General features: G+C 47.8%; 16 protein-coding genes and 1 tRNA gene. 10 read left to right on the plus strand and 7 right to left on the minus strand.

Annotated features, from left to right (window positions below; genetic code table 11):
* The first annotated feature begins 51 nt into the window (after positions 1-51).
* From EPD17_RS14535 to EPD17_RS14545, 3 genes are read left to right on the plus strand one after another with little or no spacing between them, the layout of a single operon-like run.
* A complete protein-coding gene (locus tag EPD17_RS14535) occupies positions 52-3,129 on the plus strand; it encodes an efflux RND transporter permease subunit (protein WP_240040634.1) in 3,078 nt (1,025 codons plus the stop codon).
* Complete coding sequence (locus EPD17_RS14540) at positions 3,122-4,219, plus strand: efflux RND transporter periplasmic adaptor subunit (protein ID WP_165929619.1); 1,098 nt, start codon at positions 3,122-3,124, stop codon at positions 4,217-4,219. The genes EPD17_RS14535 and EPD17_RS14540 overlap by 8 nt, the downstream gene beginning before the upstream one ends.
* 22 nt (positions 4,220-4,241) lie before the next feature.
* Entirely contained in the window at positions 4,242-4,832 is a 591-nt protein-coding gene (locus EPD17_RS14545) for a TlpA family protein disulfide reductase (protein ID WP_132055331.1), read from the plus strand.
* A gap of 163 nt (positions 4,833-4,995) precedes the next feature.
* Here the strand turns inward: EPD17_RS14545 and trxA are convergent, their stop codons facing one another.
* A complete protein-coding gene (trxA, locus tag EPD17_RS14550; RefSeq protein WP_132055333.1) occupies positions 4,996-5,364 on the minus strand; it encodes a thioredoxin in 369 nt (122 codons plus the stop codon).
* 637 nt (positions 5,365-6,001) lie between these two features.
* Between trxA and EPD17_RS14555 the strand changes: the two genes are divergently transcribed.
* On the plus strand, positions 6,002-6,322 hold the full coding sequence (locus EPD17_RS14555; protein WP_132055335.1) for a rhodanese-like domain-containing protein: 321 nt from the start codon (positions 6,002-6,004) through the stop codon (positions 6,320-6,322).
* Between the two features lie 22 nt (positions 6,323-6,344).
* Here the strand turns inward: EPD17_RS14555 and EPD17_RS14560 are convergent, their stop codons facing one another.
* A complete protein-coding gene (locus EPD17_RS14560; protein ID WP_132055337.1) occupies positions 6,345-7,826 on the minus strand; it encodes a hypothetical protein in 1,482 nt (493 codons plus the stop codon).
* Between the two features lie 700 nt (positions 7,827-8,526).
* Here EPD17_RS14560 and EPD17_RS20255 point away from each other — a divergent pair.
* The 4 genes from EPD17_RS20255 (at position 8,527) to EPD17_RS14575 (ending at position 10,998) form a co-directional block, all read left to right on the plus strand.
* Positions 8,527-8,688, plus strand: coding sequence for a four-helix bundle copper-binding protein (locus EPD17_RS20255; RefSeq protein ID WP_240040798.1), 162 nt, complete (start codon positions 8,527-8,529; stop codon positions 8,686-8,688).
* Between the two features lie 122 nt (positions 8,689-8,810).
* Positions 8,811-10,031, plus strand: coding sequence for a DUF2254 domain-containing protein (locus tag EPD17_RS14570; RefSeq protein WP_132055339.1), 1,221 nt, complete (start codon positions 8,811-8,813; stop codon positions 10,029-10,031).
* 46 nt (positions 10,032-10,077) lie between these two features.
* Positions 10,078-10,200, plus strand: a complete 123-nt coding sequence (locus EPD17_RS20335) for a hypothetical protein (RefSeq protein ID WP_262707867.1) — start codon at positions 10,078-10,080, stop codon at positions 10,198-10,200.
* A gap of 84 nt (positions 10,201-10,284) precedes the next feature.
* Positions 10,285-10,998, plus strand: coding sequence for a mechanosensitive ion channel family protein (locus EPD17_RS14575; RefSeq protein ID WP_240040799.1), 714 nt, complete (start codon positions 10,285-10,287; stop codon positions 10,996-10,998).
* A 9-nt stretch (positions 10,999-11,007) separates the two neighbouring features.
* Here EPD17_RS14575 and EPD17_RS14580 read toward each other — a convergent pair whose 3' ends face one another.
* A complete protein-coding gene (locus EPD17_RS14580) occupies positions 11,008-11,778 on the minus strand; it encodes a potassium channel family protein (RefSeq protein WP_114233607.1) in 771 nt (256 codons plus the stop codon).
* 888 nt (positions 11,779-12,666) lie between these two features.
* A tRNA-His gene (locus tag EPD17_RS19995) sits at positions 12,667-12,737 on the minus strand.
* Positions 12,738-12,802: 65 nt separating this feature from the next.
* Between EPD17_RS19995 and EPD17_RS14585 the strand changes: the two genes are divergently transcribed.
* Positions 12,803-13,927, plus strand: coding sequence for a tyrosine-type recombinase/integrase (locus tag EPD17_RS14585; protein WP_132055343.1), 1,125 nt, complete (start codon positions 12,803-12,805; stop codon positions 13,925-13,927).
* 45 nt (positions 13,928-13,972) lie between these two features.
* Here EPD17_RS14585 and EPD17_RS14590 read toward each other — a convergent pair whose 3' ends face one another.
* Positions 13,973-14,479 (minus strand): HNH endonuclease signature motif containing protein, encoded by a 507-nt coding sequence (locus tag EPD17_RS14590; protein ID WP_204743166.1) that lies wholly within the window; start codon positions 14,477-14,479, stop codon positions 13,973-13,975.
* 310 nt (positions 14,480-14,789) lie between these two features.
* On the opposite strand from EPD17_RS14590, the gene EPD17_RS14595 reads away from it, so the two are divergent.
* A complete protein-coding gene (locus tag EPD17_RS14595) occupies positions 14,790-15,044 on the plus strand; it encodes a hypothetical protein (protein WP_132055345.1) in 255 nt (84 codons plus the stop codon).
* Between the two features lie 281 nt (positions 15,045-15,325).
* Here EPD17_RS14595 and EPD17_RS14600 read toward each other — a convergent pair whose 3' ends face one another.
* Positions 15,326-16,474 (minus strand): (R)-mandelonitrile lyase, encoded by a 1,149-nt coding sequence (locus tag EPD17_RS14600; RefSeq protein ID WP_132055347.1) that lies wholly within the window; start codon positions 16,472-16,474, stop codon positions 15,326-15,328.
* A gap of 22 nt (positions 16,475-16,496) precedes the next feature.
* Complete coding sequence (locus EPD17_RS14605) at positions 16,497-17,615, minus strand: alpha/beta hydrolase (protein ID WP_165929621.1); 1,119 nt, start codon at positions 17,613-17,615, stop codon at positions 16,497-16,499.
* Between the last annotated feature and the right edge of the window lie 53 nt (positions 17,616-17,668).

The following is a 17,668-nucleotide window of genomic DNA, read 5'->3' on the forward strand; positions in this document are numbered from 1 at the left end:
GGCGCACAGTATGCAGCAGCTCTTTCGGGTTGGCACGAACAGCAACAAAAGTTGGCAGCGGCCCTCGCCATGCCATATGGTGGTTTAACGCCTGCCTACATGGATGGTTTTATGGCCAACGAGTTTCAGAAAGTGCTGGTGTTTGTCAGCGGCATCAAAGACATCGAGTTTAAAAGCATACAAGGCTTCACGCTGATGAAACTTTCTTTTTATGCCGGCACCGATATGGCGCAGGCAGCTGCCGAAGTTTCCACGCAGGTTTCCCGTGCCATGGGCTTCTTGCCGCCCGGCGCCGTGCCGCCGCAGGTGGTGCGTTTTGATGGCAGTGCGTTGCCCATTGGCCAACTGGTTTTTGAAAGCGACAAACGTTCCATTTCCGAAATTCAAAACCTGGTCATGACCCGCATCAGGCCGCAGTTTGTGTCCATTCCGGGCATTACGGCTCCTGCGCCATTCGGCAGCAATGTGCGGTCGATCGTGGTCAAGGTCAATCCGGAGTTGATGCAATCGTACGGGCTTTCGCAGGAACAAGTAATGGCGGCCATTGCAAAAAACAACCTGCCCTCACCGGCCGGCAACATCCGCATTGGTGATAAAAATTACATGAGCCCGGTCAACTCAATGGTTAAAGGACCGGAGGAGTTTTTGTCGCTTCCGGTAAAAACTGAAGGCGCGGCCATTGTTTCCATCAGGGATATTGCTACGGTTGAAGATGCTGCGGATATCACTACGGGATATGCGGTCATCAATGGCAAGCGGTCGGTATACCTGCCGGTGATTAAAAAAGCGGATGCCTCTACATTAAAGGTTGTTGAAAACCTTAAAGGCGCACTGCCCATGTTGAAAGAAAGCCTTCCCGATGATGTAGGGATCAACTATGTGTTTGATCAGTCAGTATACATCGAACGGTCCATTTCCAACCTGGTGCATGAAGGCATACTGGGCGCCATTCTTACAGGCCTGGTGGTGTTGCTTTTTTTGGGCGACCGCCGCGGCGCCCTGATTGTAGTGCTCACTATTCCCATCTCTATTTTGTTAGCGGTATTGCTGCTGTATGCCGTTGGGCAAACCATTAACATCATGACGCTAAGCGGGCTTGCACTGGCCATTGGTATACTGGTGGATGAAGCCACGGTAACGATGGAAAACATTCACCAGCATTTTGAAAAAAGAAAAGAAAAGTCGCGGGCTATTTTGGATGCATTGCTTGAAATATCGATTCCGAAATTGTTGATCCTCCTGTGTATTATTTCGGTGCTGATACCCTCCTTCCTGATGGCGGGTATTCGAAAAGACATGTTCCTGCCCTTATCGCTGGCGGTTGGTTTTGCAATGATCGCTTCGTTTCTTTTTTCGCAAACATTTGTACCGGTACTGGCCAATTGGTTGATGCAAATCAAACCGCATGTGCACAGTAATAATGGCAAAAAGGCAACTACCCGTTTTGACCGGTTTAAAATAAAATACCTTGCACTAAGCCGCTCATTGCAACAAAAGAAAAAAACGGTTGTGGCCGTATATGTAGTTGTTGTGATGGCTTTGGCTGCAACCGGCTTCGCGTCGATCGGCACCGACATTATGCCCTCAAGCGGCACAGGTGATGTGCAGTTGCGTATTGTGGCACCTGCCGGTACCCGAATCGAGAAAACAGAAGACTACCTGCACAAGGTCACCAACATCATTGCCGAAGAAGCCGGCGAAAAGGGCATCAATATTTCTTCGGCTTATGTTGGTACACAGCCATCAGGCACCGCCATCAACCCGATCTTTTTATTTACCAGCGGCCCGCAGGAAGCCGTGCTGCAGGTTTCTGTAGACAAAAAATCACTACCTGTTTCCCTTTCGGCTTTTAAAGAAAAGATCCGGCAGCGGGTGGCGGAAGAACACCCTGAGTTGCAACTGTCGTTTGAGCCCATTGAACTGGTAGAAAAAATAATGAGTCAGGGCACCAACACACCGGTACAAATTCGGGTGGCTGCAGGACAACTGGCAGGCGCTGAAGGTTACGCCAAAAAGATTGAAGCCGAATTAAAAGGTGTGCCTTTTTTCCGTGATGTACGTATTGAAGAACCGGTGCACTATCCCAGTGTGCAAATCAATGTAGACCGGGAACGGGCAGCGCAGTTTGGACTGACGATGCAGGACGTAACCGGGGTGCTAACAATGGCTACTTCTTCCACCCGTTTTGTGAACAAAACATTGTGGCGCGATCCAAAGTCGGGCCTGATCTTCCAGGTGCAGGTGCAGGTACCCGAAGCACAAATGCAGGCAGTGGAAGACCTGAAAATGCTGCCGCTGAAAGCGGGCCAAGCACGACCCATACTGGATGATGTTGCAGCCATTTCTATTGGTGAAGAACCGGGCCAGGTAAACCGGCAGGGAGCAAACCGCTTTGTAACCATCGCTGCCAACGTACATAACACAGATTTGGGCGCTGCTGCAAAAGCTGTTGACAAAGCTTTCGCAAATGCAGGCGAGCAACCAAAAGGCGTGTTTGTTTTCATACAGGGGCAGCTACAACTACTCGCAGAAACTTTAGATGGACTAAAGACCGGGCTGCTCATTGCCATTGTGGTCATCTTTTTAATGTTGGCGGCATACTACCAGTCATTCGCACTTTCGGCAATGATTCTATCCGTTATCCCTGCGGTAATTGCCGGCAGCTTGCTGATGCTGTTGGCGTTTGGCAGTACACTCAATTCGCAATCGTACATGGGCATCATTATGTCGGTAGGCGTTTCGGTTTCCAATGCGTTCCTTTTGGCCGACCAGGCCGAACGAAGCCGGTACAAAGGCCACATCGATGTAGGTATTGCTGCAATTGGTGCCGCTTCTTCACGCCTACGCCCCATCATCATGACCACCCTCGCTATGATTGCGGGCATGATTCCGATGGCGGCAGGGCTTGGCGACGGCGGTGAACAGGTAGCCCCGCTGGGCCAGTCGGTAATTGGCGGGCTCATCATGTCTACACTCACTACACTGCTGGTGCTGCCGCATCTATTTGTGTGGGTGCGCCGGGGCGCAGGCCATAAAAGTCACTCGCTTGACCCTGATGATCGGGAAAGTGTTTATGCCCCTCACGAACCATTCATTTCATCCACAACTAAAAATCACACGCATGCATAGCCGAAATATTCTTGCCTTTTTTCTGATTGCTTTTATCGCCTCCAGCTGTTCAGATAATGACGAACAGCCAGCGACAACTAAAGCGAATAAAGAAAATGAACCCGCTTTCAAATGGGCTACCGTCAAACATGACCAGCCTCAATTCACCATTACCCTGCCGGGTGAGCTAAAGCCGTACGAAACGGTGAGCATTTACCCAAAGGCGAAAGGCTTTGTAAAAAGAATCTATGTAGATCGTGGAAGCTATGTTCGCAAAGGACAATTGCTGGCGCAATTGGAAGCACCGGAGGTTGGCGCACAATATGCTGCGAGGAACTCGACTTCTTCTGGTGCCTACCAGAAGTTTCTATTCAGCAAACAATCGTACCTGCGCTTGCAGGATGCAGCTAAAAAGGCCGGTGCCGTAGCGACCATCGAACTCGAACGGGCCTATGCGCAATATCTCGGCGACAGCGCAGCTTATCACAGCAGCCGGTCGGAAGCTGCTGCCAGTAGGCAAATGCAGGCGTACCTGCGCATCACGGCACCTTTTTCCGGCGTAGTTACAGACCGCTTTGTTTCCGAAGGCGCATTGGTTGGTGAAGGCGGCATGCAAGGCAGTCCGCTGTTCCAACTCACGCAGGAAACCAAACTTCGGTTGGAGGTGGCCATCCCCGAAAAACAGGCGCAGGCGTTGGCTAATGAAACGAAAGCTACATTCACCCTGGTTGATTACCCGGGCAGAACATTTACGGCTACCCTTTCCCGTAATAGCGGTGCGTTGGATACCCGCACCAAATCGGTGCTTGCCGAATTTGACATTAATAATAGCGGCAAAGAACTTCGCTCAGGACAGTATGCAAAAGTATCAGTGCAGTTGCAGCGGAAACAGCCAACTTTGTGGGTGCCGGCAAGCAGCGTGGTGCAGGCCCAATCGGGTATTTTTCTGGTAAAAAACGAAGCCAATAAAATAAAGCGGGTACCCGTGCAGCTGGGTGTTACAAATGACACGTTGACGGAGGTTTTTGGCAACCTGGATGCTGGCGAACAAGTGTTGTTCAAAGGCAGCGAAGAAGTGAAAGAAGGTACAACGATTGCGCCAAAGAAATGACGCAGAAAAAAAGCATCATATCATGAACGAACAACAAAATAAAAAGAAATGGCTCAGGATATTGGGCAATATATTTTTTTACGGCGCCTTGCTTTTTTTGCTCTTTAATCCTACGGCCAAGGGCTGGTTCTTGCGCCAGCTAATGGAAGTGGGCTTGTTCCGGGCACAAATAGAACAAGAAGCAGCAACGCCCAACCAACCTGCTGTTGCCACTGCATTCGCCTTCCAGGATGCAACAGGCATCATGCGTACCACAGCCGACTTAAAAGGCAAAGTTGTGTTTATTAATTTCTGGGCCACATGGTGCCCGCCGTGCATTGCCGAAATGCCTTCACTGAATGACCTGTACCAACAGTTCCGCGATGATGATCGACTGGTATTCCTGTTCATTAATGAAGATGCAGATGTACAAAAAGCAAAAGCGTTTTTACAAAAGAAAAGTTACAGCCTGCCGTTAATGACCAATACCGGACAAGTGCCCGCTCAAATCTTCAGCGGCACTTTGCCTACAACCCTGATCCTGGATAAGGATGGTAATGTAGTGTTTCGCCATGAAGGCCTTGCGAAATATAACAGTGCTTCATTTGTCAAACAGTTGAAAAGCTTGCTGTAGTGACCACTTTGTTTTGAGTCACGAAATTGAGCTTTACAACTTAGGTTATTTGTAAATGAATAGCATTGCTGATAATGACATGGATTTGTAGAAAAAATGTATTACACCAAAAATTAAAAAGCCCTCAACCGAGGGCTTTTTAATTCACACATGCCTAACCAAATCACACTTTCGCCTTCTGCAACAGCCTTTCTTCAATCACCTGTTCAAACACTTTTTTAGGCAGCGCACCGGGCTGCATCATCGGGTCGCCATCAACGGGGATGAACAAAAAAGTAGGAATGCTTTGGATGCCAGACACAGCCGACAACTCCTGTTCCTTTTCTGTGTCAACTTTATAAATCACGATTTGATCCTTGTATTTCGCAGCCAATTCTTCGAGCACCGGGGCCACCATTTTACAGGGACCGCACCAATCGGCGTAAAAGTCAATGATGGCTGGCAGGGTGCCTTTGTACTGCCAGTCCTGCTCTACTTGATAGTCAAAAATTTTATCCCTGAACTCCTGTGTAGTTAATTGAATCGTTGTCATAAATGAGGTTTCATTAAAATTAAAAGTGTCCAATTGGGCAAACCGTGACCGGTGTCACGCAATAAAAAGCCCCCTGTAGAAACAAGGGGCGTCAACCAAAACTAACTGCTTGTAGAAGCGATTTTGAAATATTTTTTTACCGGAAAATTACAGTACGAATGCTTTGTCATAATCGGTCAATAGTTGTGTCCGCTAAAGCGAATAAAAGCAAAATGTTTACACCACTTTGCGCCACAACCTTTCTTCCGATTGCAAATAACCGCGCCTCGATTCTGTTGCAAGATCATATAACTTTTTTTTCTGCACCGTGACTTTTGTCACGGGCACTGCTTTATTTTAATTTGGACCGACAACGCAACTCCAGTGGAGGCATTTTGTTGCAAATCCATCGCCGCGATGAGCCCTTCCGGTGGGATCAACAATCCAGCCGCAACAGGTTCTCTTCTTATGGCATTGCTTTTCTTTTAAATAAAACACACCGCCGTGACCTGTGTCACGAAATCACTGCACACTAAATAACAATTTCGTTCTGTCAACTCTGAAAAAGCGGAAAAAGTGGAAAACAACTACAAGCTATTGCTTTAGAGAAATGCAACAGGATTGACACCAATAATCTTTTACAATTAAAACACAAATCATGTTGTCATTTTTGAAAAACATGTTTAAAGACGATAACAGGAATATGGAAATAGTGCAGGCGTTGCAGGCCGGAGCCATTGTGCTGGATGTGCGTACGCCGTCTGAATTCCAAAGCGGCCATGTGGCCGGTTCGAAAAATATTCCGCTCAATGAAATAGCCACTAAAACAGAAGCAATCCGCAAATGGAAAAAACCAATCGTTACTGTTTGCCACAGCGGAAACCGCAGCAACATTGCCAGTACACTGTTGCGTTCTGCCGGAATTGAAGCGTACAACGGCGGTGCATGGTCAACCCTGGACGCAATAACTAAAGACTAACAAAAATAGTTTAGGCGGTTAATTAATACGGCAGGTACAGTGCACCTGATTTTTTACCCATTGCCCGTGGATACACCCGCAGGTAAACCTGACCCGAAACGGGATTATCGCCATACAATTGGGTCAGCTTTTTATCTGGCGTAAAAAAAGACAACTGCCCGCCCAGTGCAAACTTGGTTTGCCCGATCGAAAACAGGTCATAGCTGGCACCACCGGTAACGGCATGTATTGGAAAAAGCGCATCGTGGCCAAACTCCTGCTCGTTCAGGCCCAGTTCTTCAGTTGACTTTTGAACAAATTCGTAGCGTCCGTATACTGCAGTTTTGCGCTGCTGGCGTGATGCTTCCAGCAAAACGCCGTGTTCACCGGCATGGCCCTTTGTTTTATTCATGCCCCACAGCGCCGTAACGTTGGTAAACGATTCGCCATAGCCCCTTGTACTATATTGCACCGATGCTGTGCTCCGGTTTACATCTTCGCCTGGGTGTAATAATTCGGGTTGTTTGATAAACCCATGCGACACCTGCATCGCCCATTGTTCGTTGGGGTTAAACGATAGCCTACCGCTCCAAGAATCAAAACGCGGCTTGTCGAAATCATACCGGTCCTCGTCGGGTTCCCGGCCGGTAAAAGCAGAACCTTCAATTTTAAAATCGCCGTATCTAATGCCGACCGTGGCTACGCCGAAAGTTATGTGTGTAGCATCAACCCAGTGATGTGTAAGTGGCGCATCGGGGTTCATAAAACCCGAAGGCCGGTGCACATAAGCTGCGGGCCCCAATGCAGGCTCCCCGGGATAACCAAGGTAGACGAATACATCTGACCGATCTGATAGTGCGTGGGCATAACTTACCGACAACTCAGAAAACAAATCGTGTGGGTGCTGCTTGTCGATCAGCGGTGCGCCTTTGTAGCTTTCGCCGGTTTGGAACAACAACGGGTAGCCTGCTGCGCCAACAGTCAGCGGATCCAGTGAAATCATGGAGCTGAAATGAAACAGGCCGCGCCGGCCCACGGCCCGCTGCCCCATAAACATCCACATATTAGGTGCATCCCATTTGGTTCCACCCCTGCTGCCTCGGTCAAACAGGTCCTGCTTGTTGTAGCGCAAAAAGGTGTTGCCATGCACCATGTACATCCACTTGGGTGTATGAAACATATAGCCAAACATGGGCGAATTGTCGGGCAGCCAGGCTGTACCCGATCCGTTACGGGTCATAGGAAGGTTACGTGAAAAAGCATGCGACATGTTATGACCGTCATGGCCTCCGTGGCCGTGGGCTCCATCGTGTGATGCCATGTTTTGCGGAGTGCCCGTTGCTGCAGGATGCCCCGAATGGCTGTCGGTGGCCGCTTTGGGTTTGGTTGTATCACCCGCTTGTTTTTGCTGCGCAGCAGGTGCTGCTTTTTTTACCGTGTCCGGTTTATGTTCGTGCCCCTCGTGTTGCGCCTCCACATAGAACGTAAACAAAAGGCAAAAGGCGAAGAGTAACGGCGTTTTCATATTTACATAGTTAAGTGGGATTCCAACCTGGAAAAGCCTAAGGAACTGTGTAAACAAAAAACCGGCCATCGATGCTACCTCGCCAACCAGCTGCGCAAAACAAACTTTTTGGTCACCATTACTTTTATCGATTGCTAAACTTGTTACCTCTTTATCTCTAAGTTCATACGCTGAAGAGCCTGCATGCGCAGGAATGAAAAGGGGCAGGCTGCTACACCTGCCCACTTGTCTTAGTCCTTACGCAGCAAGGTGAGCACCACCCAAACACTGCCCCACAGAAAGAACTGCACCAACCCCGCTCCTACCGTCTTTCAAGTTGCCTTCCTCATCGAGCCACAGCTGTGCACTGCTGCAGGTTAGCAGCGCAGCTGCCGTTTGGCCGATTTTAAAAACATCATGAGTGTTCTATAACCTGCCTCTTCAGCGCAATGGAAAAACAATTCATCTTTCGGATTTTGGAGCACAATTGGTCGGCTGGTTCGGTTATTGTGCAACGGTTGTTTCAATAACCCCTAAAATTTCGCTTATGCAAAGCAACTATCAACAATACCAAAACTGTATCGATGCCTGTTTGCGTTGCGCCTCCGCCTGCCAGAATTGCGCCAGCTCCTGCCTGCAGGAAGAGCACCTGCACATGATGGCCAAATGCATTCAGCTGGATATGGAATGCGCAACTCTTTGCTATGCCGCGGCGCAGTTGATGAGCCTGGGAAGCGACCGTGCAAAAGAGTTGTGCCGGCTTTGCGCTGACGCATGTGAGGCTTGCGCCGCCGAATGCGGCCAGCACCAGCACGACCACTGCCAGCAATGTGCACAGGCCTGCCGCGCCTGCGCCGAGGAATGCCGCCGCATGGCTGGGTAATAAGCCTTTACTGTACCAGTTATCTGGTGGCACGCCAATAGCGAAGCGGCATATATATACAATCACCATAAGTGCCGTTTCGCTTTCTGATAAATTCCTTGTTGCCCAACCCCACTTGCCTTGTGATTTTACGCACTTCCAAATGGTTTCGAGAAAAGTATTTACGAATTACCGGTAGCATCGCCTTTTTACCGGCAGTCATCGCTTTGCTATTTTTTGCGCTATCGCTTGGTATGGTGTACACAGATGCGTCGGAATGGGGTAAAGCGGTTAAAAGTAGACTGCACTGGCTAAGCCTTCGCGATGCAGATACTGCAAGAAGTATTATTTCAGCCATCGCAGCCGGCATAATTTCACTGTCCGTTTTCTCCTTTTCCATGGTGATGATCATTTTGAACCAAACAGCCTCCAATTTGAGCAACCGTACTTTGGATCAGTTGATCGGCAACCGCTTTCAGCAGTCGGTATTAGGTTTTTACATCGGTTCCATCGTGTATGCGCTGTTCCTCCTTAGTACCATACGTGATGTAGACCAGGGTATATTTGTTCCAGCCCTCAGCACGTACCTGCTCATTGCAATCACCATCTTTGATATTTTCTTTTTTATCTACTTCTTGCACTACGTCACGCAGTCGGTTAAGTACGAAACAATCATCCATCGCATCAGGCACCAAACAATGGCCTCGATGGCAAAAACCTGTACTGCTGAAAATGAAGAAACGCCTATTGCGGTGGGCATGGGCATTGTTTTACCGGCACCAAGATCGGGGTTTATACAAAGGGTACAGCTGAATGAGCTTGTTGCCTTTTGTAGTAAACATGGCTGGTGCGCCACCCTGTTACATCCTTTAGGCACATTCGTACTACAAGGCACCGGCTATGTTAAACTGACCGGAGCAGATACGGTGGGCGAAAACAACCTTTACGACCACCCGCTCCACAATTTTATTGACTTAGAAGAAGGGCAATCCACGGCTGCCAACTACCATTATGGCTTTAGACAACTCATGGAAATTGCCGTGAAGGCACTCAGTCCCGGCATCAATGATCCTGGTACTGCCGTAGAAAGCATGCAATCAATTGCCATTCTACTTCAATGGCGGATAACCCACCACCCTAAGAGCAACTTTTTTGATGAAGCTGGCGTGTTACGGGTAGTGCTTGCAGTAAGAACGGTTGAAGAATTGGTAGCCGATACGCTTTTACCTATATGGCATTACGGCAAAGAAGATCCGATTGTGCGCAGCTCGATGTATCACCTGCTGCACCAATTGCCGAAGAAAGAGCACTACGCTGTTGTGGAACGCCTGATGCAGGATGCATTGTACCGGCCTAATCACTAAGGAAGATTTGCAGCGAGGTATTTTATCAAAATAAATAGCACCTGGTATGAACGATATTTCAAAAAGGTTCACCGGTTACTTTTATGCCCTCCTTGATGCCTTGCCAAGACTGGCAATGGGGATGCTCATTTTCGTGCTGGGTATCCTTATTGCGAACTGGCTCACATAACTGGTTGGTGGCAGGCTTAAACGAAAAGCACATGATCAACTTTTAAGTGGCTTTCTGGCACAAGGTATCAAAGTAGTATTGTTAGTGCTGGTGTTCCTGCTTTCGCTTCATGCGGCAGGGCTGAGTGGTATAGCAGGCGCACTTATGGCCACTTTTGGCGCATCGGCAGTAGTATTAGGCTTTGCGTTTAAGGACATTGCAGAAAATTTCCTTGCGGGGACCATATTGGCCTTTAACCGGCCCTTTCGCGTAAACGACACAGTGAAAATTGAAGAGATCTTTGGGAAGGTTAAAGAAATGGAGTTCCGTTATACTAAAATTACCACATTCGACGGCCGCAATGTCTACATACCTAATGGAGACGTGCTTAAAAAGCCGGTGTACAACTACACTGAGGATGGATACTTCAGAGCAGATTTTATTATTGGCATCGCCTACGAAGACGATATTGAAGCTGCAAGAGCGCTGATAGCACAATGCCTGGACAACACCGAAGGCATGGTACATGACGAACAGCACGTCAACTTCTCCGTAGTTGACGAACTGGCTGCCAGCGCCGTAAATATAAAAGTGCTCTTTGGGGTGAAAACTGACGACTTCCGCAGGGGCATGTTGGAAACAAGAAGCAGGCTGATAAAAAACGTAAAAGCAACTCTGGAAAGCAACGGCTTTTATTTGCCCACGGAAATACGAGAAATTAAACTATACAACGACGCGGGGCCAATTGAAGTTCTTGCTGACCTGAAAAATGCGGCCAACCGGAAAGAAGATATTGATGATGCTGGTTCAAAGCAATGATTTGCGCCTTTACTCCCCTTTTTGTTTTAATTCCCGGATCAAAGTTTTAAGTTCCCCAATTTCGTTTTGCAACTGCTTCAGATCGTGTACTCCAGCAACGGCAGTATCCTCCTCCTCTGCATCACGACCGATAAAGAACGAAGCAAATGTGGCAGTTACGTAACCGAAAATAGTGTAGCCGAAAAGGGCAAGCAGAAATGCCAATACCCTGCCCTCGGGAGTTACGGGCTCAGCACCACTACCGGCAGTAATCACCCGCATGGCCGACCACCATAGCGACAAACCAAAAGACCCGAACCCTTCCGTATTTCGCTCCAGGGCATACATGCCAGCTGCCCCTGCCAATGTTACAATCACGGTAAGTAAAAAGATATAACCGAATGCCCGGCGTTGCATTGTTGCAGCAAGGCTGTTCATGCTCCTATTAAGCGAAGACACAATCCGGAACAACCTAATACCTCGTAGCCCGCGCAACACCCGCACAAACCGAAAAGCCCGAAGTACCCGTAGTGCAGGCACCAGCAAAGAGATTGCGGTCAACCAGTTTTTCTTCAGGAATCTTACTTTCTCGGGTGCCAGCACCAACTTAATCAGAAAATCGATAATGAATAGTGCCCATATCACCAGGCTCAAATATTCCAGTGCTTTGGGTAACGCCCAGATTAGTTCAATGATCAAAAGCACCAGCCAGACGAACCCCAGGAAAATCATCGGGCCTTCCAGTACCTTTTCAAAATTTACCAAGAGGCGGCGGCGTTCACTTTTTAGTTTTTGGTCCATATCTACCGATTGTTTGTTTCGATAAAAAGATCACCTTCTTTCAGACTGACTATTGGGTGGCGCGTACGGTTCTAAAGGTAGAATGTGCAATCGACGGCCATTGTACAAATGATAAAAAAGCAGGCCGCTCAACGCTGGTAAAAGTGGTACCGGCGAAACAAAATATAAATATTCCCAAGAGTTCGGGTCACCGCTGCCAATCCTGGAAGACTTTGGAAAGGGTCAAGACAACAAAGCATGATGCGTTCACTGCTAACTGCTGTTGTATATATGCTATATGGGCAGCTTTTGAAATAAGACTGTTCACGGAGCAGGATAACCAACGTACAGCCCCCTTCACTACCTCTTGGAGGTTTGCGAACTAAAACACATGGGTGATTATCGCTTGTGCATCGCCCGCATGGAACGGCATGCACAAACAACGCCAACGTTGTAAAGTGCTGACACTATGGTATCAATAGAGTACCACGATAACGGGTTTATCAAAACCTATTTGGCAAGGGGGCTTGCAAATGCGTAGCGGTACTGTAGCCGATGCCATTCATGTTACAAATAATTCGGGTGTGAAAGCAACCTCTAAGGATAGATGGCAAGGTTATATTCTGAACGCGAAGTTGCGGCAGAAAGGAATTTTCAAGCTGCTATACGATAACGATGAAAGAAGTGGTAACACTCCGCGTCTGAATCATCAGGCAAAGTCTTCAATGCGCCAACAGATGCGCCAAGAAGTGCTCCAAAATCGAATACCTGCAACGTTTTTTGCCTTTATCTTTCCGTTGCACTTACGCTATCTTTAACTTTCGCACAGCTCTTTTTCGCTTCTATGTTATTGATATTCAGCCCTCACCCCCAACAAAAAGCCCCGCATTGCTGCAGGGCCTCTTGGGGTGAATGACGGGGGTCGAACCCGCGACCTTCGGAACCACAATCCGACGCGAGGACACCTGAAAGCCGCTACAGTACTACATCTTCGCTAATCATGCCCTTCTGCGCGTCGGTATTCGCGTCACCTTAAACTTTTCAGATGTATACCGATCCAGTAATCGTCCACGGCAAGGATGCAAAATCAAGGTCCTACGTAAAAGTATTTTTCTGTGGTCAACGCTTTCGATTTTATACAGGGAAAGCCCTGGGTATAAATTGCTTCCCGAATGAATCAAAAAACCCCACTGAAAGAGCACGGCTGTTGAAATTATTGCAGTTTGAAATTAAAAAGCGGCTGGAAAAAGGCTGGAACCCCACCACTTTAGAAAATTCAGGCAACCAGTTTAGCAGTTTCACCATTTACCGGTGCACTTCAGTAATTACCGAAAAGATTAAAAAAGAAGACATCAGCAACCGGTACAGGGAGGACCTTACAATTATATCAAATGAGCTTCGGGATTTTCTCGATAAGGAAGGTTTAAAGAATTTGCCGGTCAACGAACTTGCCCCCCATCACTTGCAACACTTCCTATCGCGCTACTCCAGCTCCGCAGCTTACTATATGACCAAGCGCCGGACACTTGCTGGACTTATTTCCCGCATGGTTAATGATGGAATGATCGCGGAGAATCCCGTCCACAAGACAATTCGGAAAAAAGAAGTACACATTCTTAATGTAGCCTTCCCTCCTACACAGCTTAAAGGACTGCTTTCTTACCTGGAAGTTCACCATCCACATCTATACCTATGTTCGCTGATCATGTATGGGTGCTTTCTCCGCCCCCACCGGGAAATACGCCTGCTGCAACGCAGACACCTAAATAAAGAATGCACCACAATCACCCTGAGTGGAACGGAAAACAAAAGCAAAAGGATAAGGATCGTCGGGCTTCCAAAATACGTAACCCAAGCGCTGGTAAACTTTCGCGTACCTGATTTGGCCCCGGACCATTTCCTTATCGGCTTTGCGGCCAAACCCGTTAACGAGGATTATTTTAAAACTTCATGGACGAGAGAAAAGAAAAATTTTCCGAAACACTTTCAACTGCAGGAAGGCCAAACACTTTACAGTTTCCGGCATTCGGGTGCTGTTGCTGTATATGAAAAAACAAAAGACCCCTTCAAAGTGCAGCAGGCCATGGGTCATAGCTCACTTACCGTAACCCTGCGGTACCTAAGAAGCCTTGGTATTTCCCTACAGGCCGAGGAATACCCCGACCTCTAAAATTGAAGTAACCTGTACTTAAAGGTCAAAGGGCGATGCCCATGATCAATAGGTCTTTGAATATGACAAACAGGTAGGGTTTGGATACCGACCGCTAAGGAAATTCTTACAGGTGGAGTAAGGAATTTGGTTGTAATCAGCGGCCTCCTTTATGCTCGAAAACTTTTGACCCGAGCACAGATCCTCAACCTTTCTTTTCCCCGGTGCTGACAGGAGGCCAGTGTCGTAAGCATGTTGGATATTTTCCGAATGGTTGACCCAGGCCAGGTTCTCTACCCTGTTATCGGTTTTGACACCATTTAGGTGGTTGACGCAACACTTATTGAAGGGGTTGTGGATATAAGCCTCGGCTACTAAACGATGGACAAATTTTGTATAGGTTTTACCCTCTTTGAAAAGCCGGACGGTGATGTACCCTGCACGATCAATACGGGTATGAACAGGCAAGATGGAGCCCTTTTTCATCGGCCTGTAAACTTGGCCATAATGGTTAACAAAATACTTTTCATGGAAGCCTGGTATAGGCTTTCCAGCAGGAATTGCGGTGTGCATAGGATTGGGATTTATTGGTGACACAATTTCGCCAATAACTTCCAGTAATCCATAAAAACAAATAGAGTAATAATGGAAAAATCTTAGCCCAAAACCCTGAAAAACAACTACTAATAGATATTAACTTATGAGGTTATTTTAACCCCCAAGGTTAGTGCCGAAGACACCAAATTATGTACCCTAAACCCTTACCGAGGACCATAATATAGACCAACACCAAATAAACATGCACATAGGCTCGCAACGACTTTACCTGGGTTAAAGGTGCACAGAAAAAGCAAGGCGAATATTCAGAATCAAAATAAACAACATGGCAAAAAGCATCTACATCGAACATCCGGTTACCGGACCAGAAAACACCAAAAGTTCAACCAAACAAAACAAACAGGCAACACCAGTTCACCTTGAAGAAATAGAAAATGAAGTCCGGACCTCCTTGGACATGCCCGTAAAGCTGCACAAGGCTATGAGGCGGCTATTGTTGGAAGAGGAATTGACCATGAAGCAATATGTGATCCACCTGATCATAAAAGACCTGGGTAGCCGAGGTGTCGTTACCAAGTAAAATACTTTGTTTGCCCTTGCCCCTTAGAATCACCGGCAGGGGCAAACATTAATGCCCTCAATACGTACGATAATATTTTGTCATTTTATCGGCACTGTAGACATTCGGGGCCTGAATCGATAAAATACTAAAACCAAAATCCATGTAAGAGCGACCATGATATAGCCGGTTGACATCAATAATTATAAAACAGGAATCGGTATATGTAAATACAAACATGGCTTAAACTGAAACATTGCACAAATTAGGATACTGGTTTATGCCAATGAGATTTTCCCAAGCTATCGTGAAATACCATAATCCTGGTCAGTTACCTTTTCCAACCATATAGCACTGCCTTTCTCCGCATTCGGACCGATTGCAATATGGGTAACTTGATTTAAATGCGAAGCTCCATGCCAATGTTCTATCCCTGCAGGGCATTTTATCACATCCCCCTTTTGCATGATCCGTTTAGGTTGGCCCCGCTCCTGGTAATAACCCTGCCCTTCAGTGATAATTAAAATCTGCCCTTTCGGGTGACGGTGCCAAGCTGTACGGGCACCGGCTTCAAAGGTTACTGAACCAACAGTGATATTAAACCCATCGGCGGTTGTTACCATCATATTTACCCATGCGGTACCGGTGAAGTTGTTGGCGGGGGCTTGAACTCCTTTTGCAAAAAGGTGATTGCTGTTTCTTGTGCTGTCAGGCCCTTTTGTCACGGCAACATTTGCAATGGTGGATAGAACCCTGCGGCCTCCATCTGCTTCATCCTTACCCAGCCTTACTTCAAGTATAGAAAATATTTGTTGCAATTCAAGCTCGGTTACGCCCAGGTACAGGGCTATGCGCAGGTGCCCCTGCAACATGGGTTCCACACCGCCAAGTGCTGTGAGGGCGGCAATGGTGGCCAACTCCCGCTGCCTGTAATCCAGCACATCGCGGTTAAAAATATCGGCAAATAGGTGTTCTTTTAAAAACGTATCGATTACCGGTGCAAAAGCGGCATATCCCGTTTTCGGGTATCTTTCGGGCTGGCCACTCAAGGCTTCCAGGTTCGCCTTTCCCACATCGTATTTACTGCCTTCCTTGTTGACTGGAGAGGGCTCTCTTCCCTGTACATCCCTGAAGCCTTGTGCTTTTCGGTTATCCACTACGGTTATCAAGGTATTGAGTCCCTGAAGGCTGCGCGGAAACCCACAATAAGCCGACAAGTGCACCAACACTTCTTTGATTTCATTAATGGTTAAACCGGCAGCCAGTCCATTGGCCAGCTCAGTTTGTAAAGGTTGCAAATAGCCTTTCGCCGTTAATGCGGAAATAGCCACAATGCTTTGCTCCTTTTTATTAAAACCTTGTGGCTGGTTTGAGGTTTGTTGGGCAATCAATGTACTGCAACAACCACATACAAAAAGCATCAATGCCGGTAAACTGAAGCGCCATTTCATTTAGTTCGTTTGATGGTGATGGTTAATCGAGTGCCTTGCCTTTTAAAAAGCCGGACATGTGGTCCGCAATCTGGAGGTTGTTTAGATCGGACATGGGAAAATGCGTATTGCCTCTGATCCCGACTTCGGGCAGGTGCACCAGCGTAACATCGCCGCCATGCGCATTCACCACATCCCTGAACTGTTTGGCCATGGAAAGAAAAGCACGCCATTGTTCCTGTCCCGGGTTTTCGGAAGACTGCGCCGGAATATTATCGCCATAATAAATGAGGATGGGAACCCTGGTCAGCTTCATAAACTCCGACATAGGAATGACGGGCGGCACCACGGTGCGGCCTGCCAGTTTGATGCTGTCGATCTTGGCACCTTCAGGAAAAACAAAATCGCCACCCGGTTCAAAGGAAATAATGGCCTTTACCTTATCGTTTGCCATGGCGGCACGCCAACCCGGACCGCCACTTTGCGAATGGGTTACCAATATGCCCCCTCCTATTTTTTTAAACAATGCAGACACCGCATCAATGTTTACCTGTGCATCGTATGGGCCTGCATTGGGCACCATTTGGCGATAGAATTGGTTGAGTGCTTCGGGGTCTTTTGAAAACTGAACACCGGGATAAAAATCGGGATAAGCACCGAGGCGGAAAATGCCAAACCAAAGCTGTTCGTCGGGCGATGCTGTAAGGTTTACACCCTTAGTGCTTCTTGCAGCCCGTCCGCGGCGAGGTTGATCTACGAGGTACACCGGGAAGCGCCGCCGCAAAAAAATGTTCTGGAATCCTTCCCGCCCATCGGGGGTGGTTTCCCATGTTTTTGCAGACTGGCCATGGCCATGCCAAAACACAAGGGGCAGTTTGCGGGCCTTTACTGGAACCTGGTAAAAAACATACGCATGATCGCCGTGCAGGGTTTGCCCTTCCGTACTTTGCGAAACAGGGTTAAAGGCACCGTGCTTAATGGGGTCAAAAGTTCCAGGTGCGGTAACCACCGTTCCACCCACGGCAAAGCTGCCTTGCTGCTGCAGTACCATTGAGCTGCTGCCCCCTCCATTTACCGTGGCACAGGAAGCGATTAAAACTGCGGCAGTAGTATACAAAACACCAAATCTTACCCATCGTTTGACGCTATTCCTTGGTTCCATACACATTCATTTCAGTTTAAAAAAACAGTTTTTCTGCGGCGAACCTGCATTAC

Origin of the sequence: Pseudocnuella soli (assembly GCF_004347775.1) — a bacterium.
Classification (GTDB): Bacteria; Bacteroidota; Bacteroidia; order Chitinophagales; family Chitinophagaceae; genus Flavisolibacter; species Flavisolibacter aquaticus.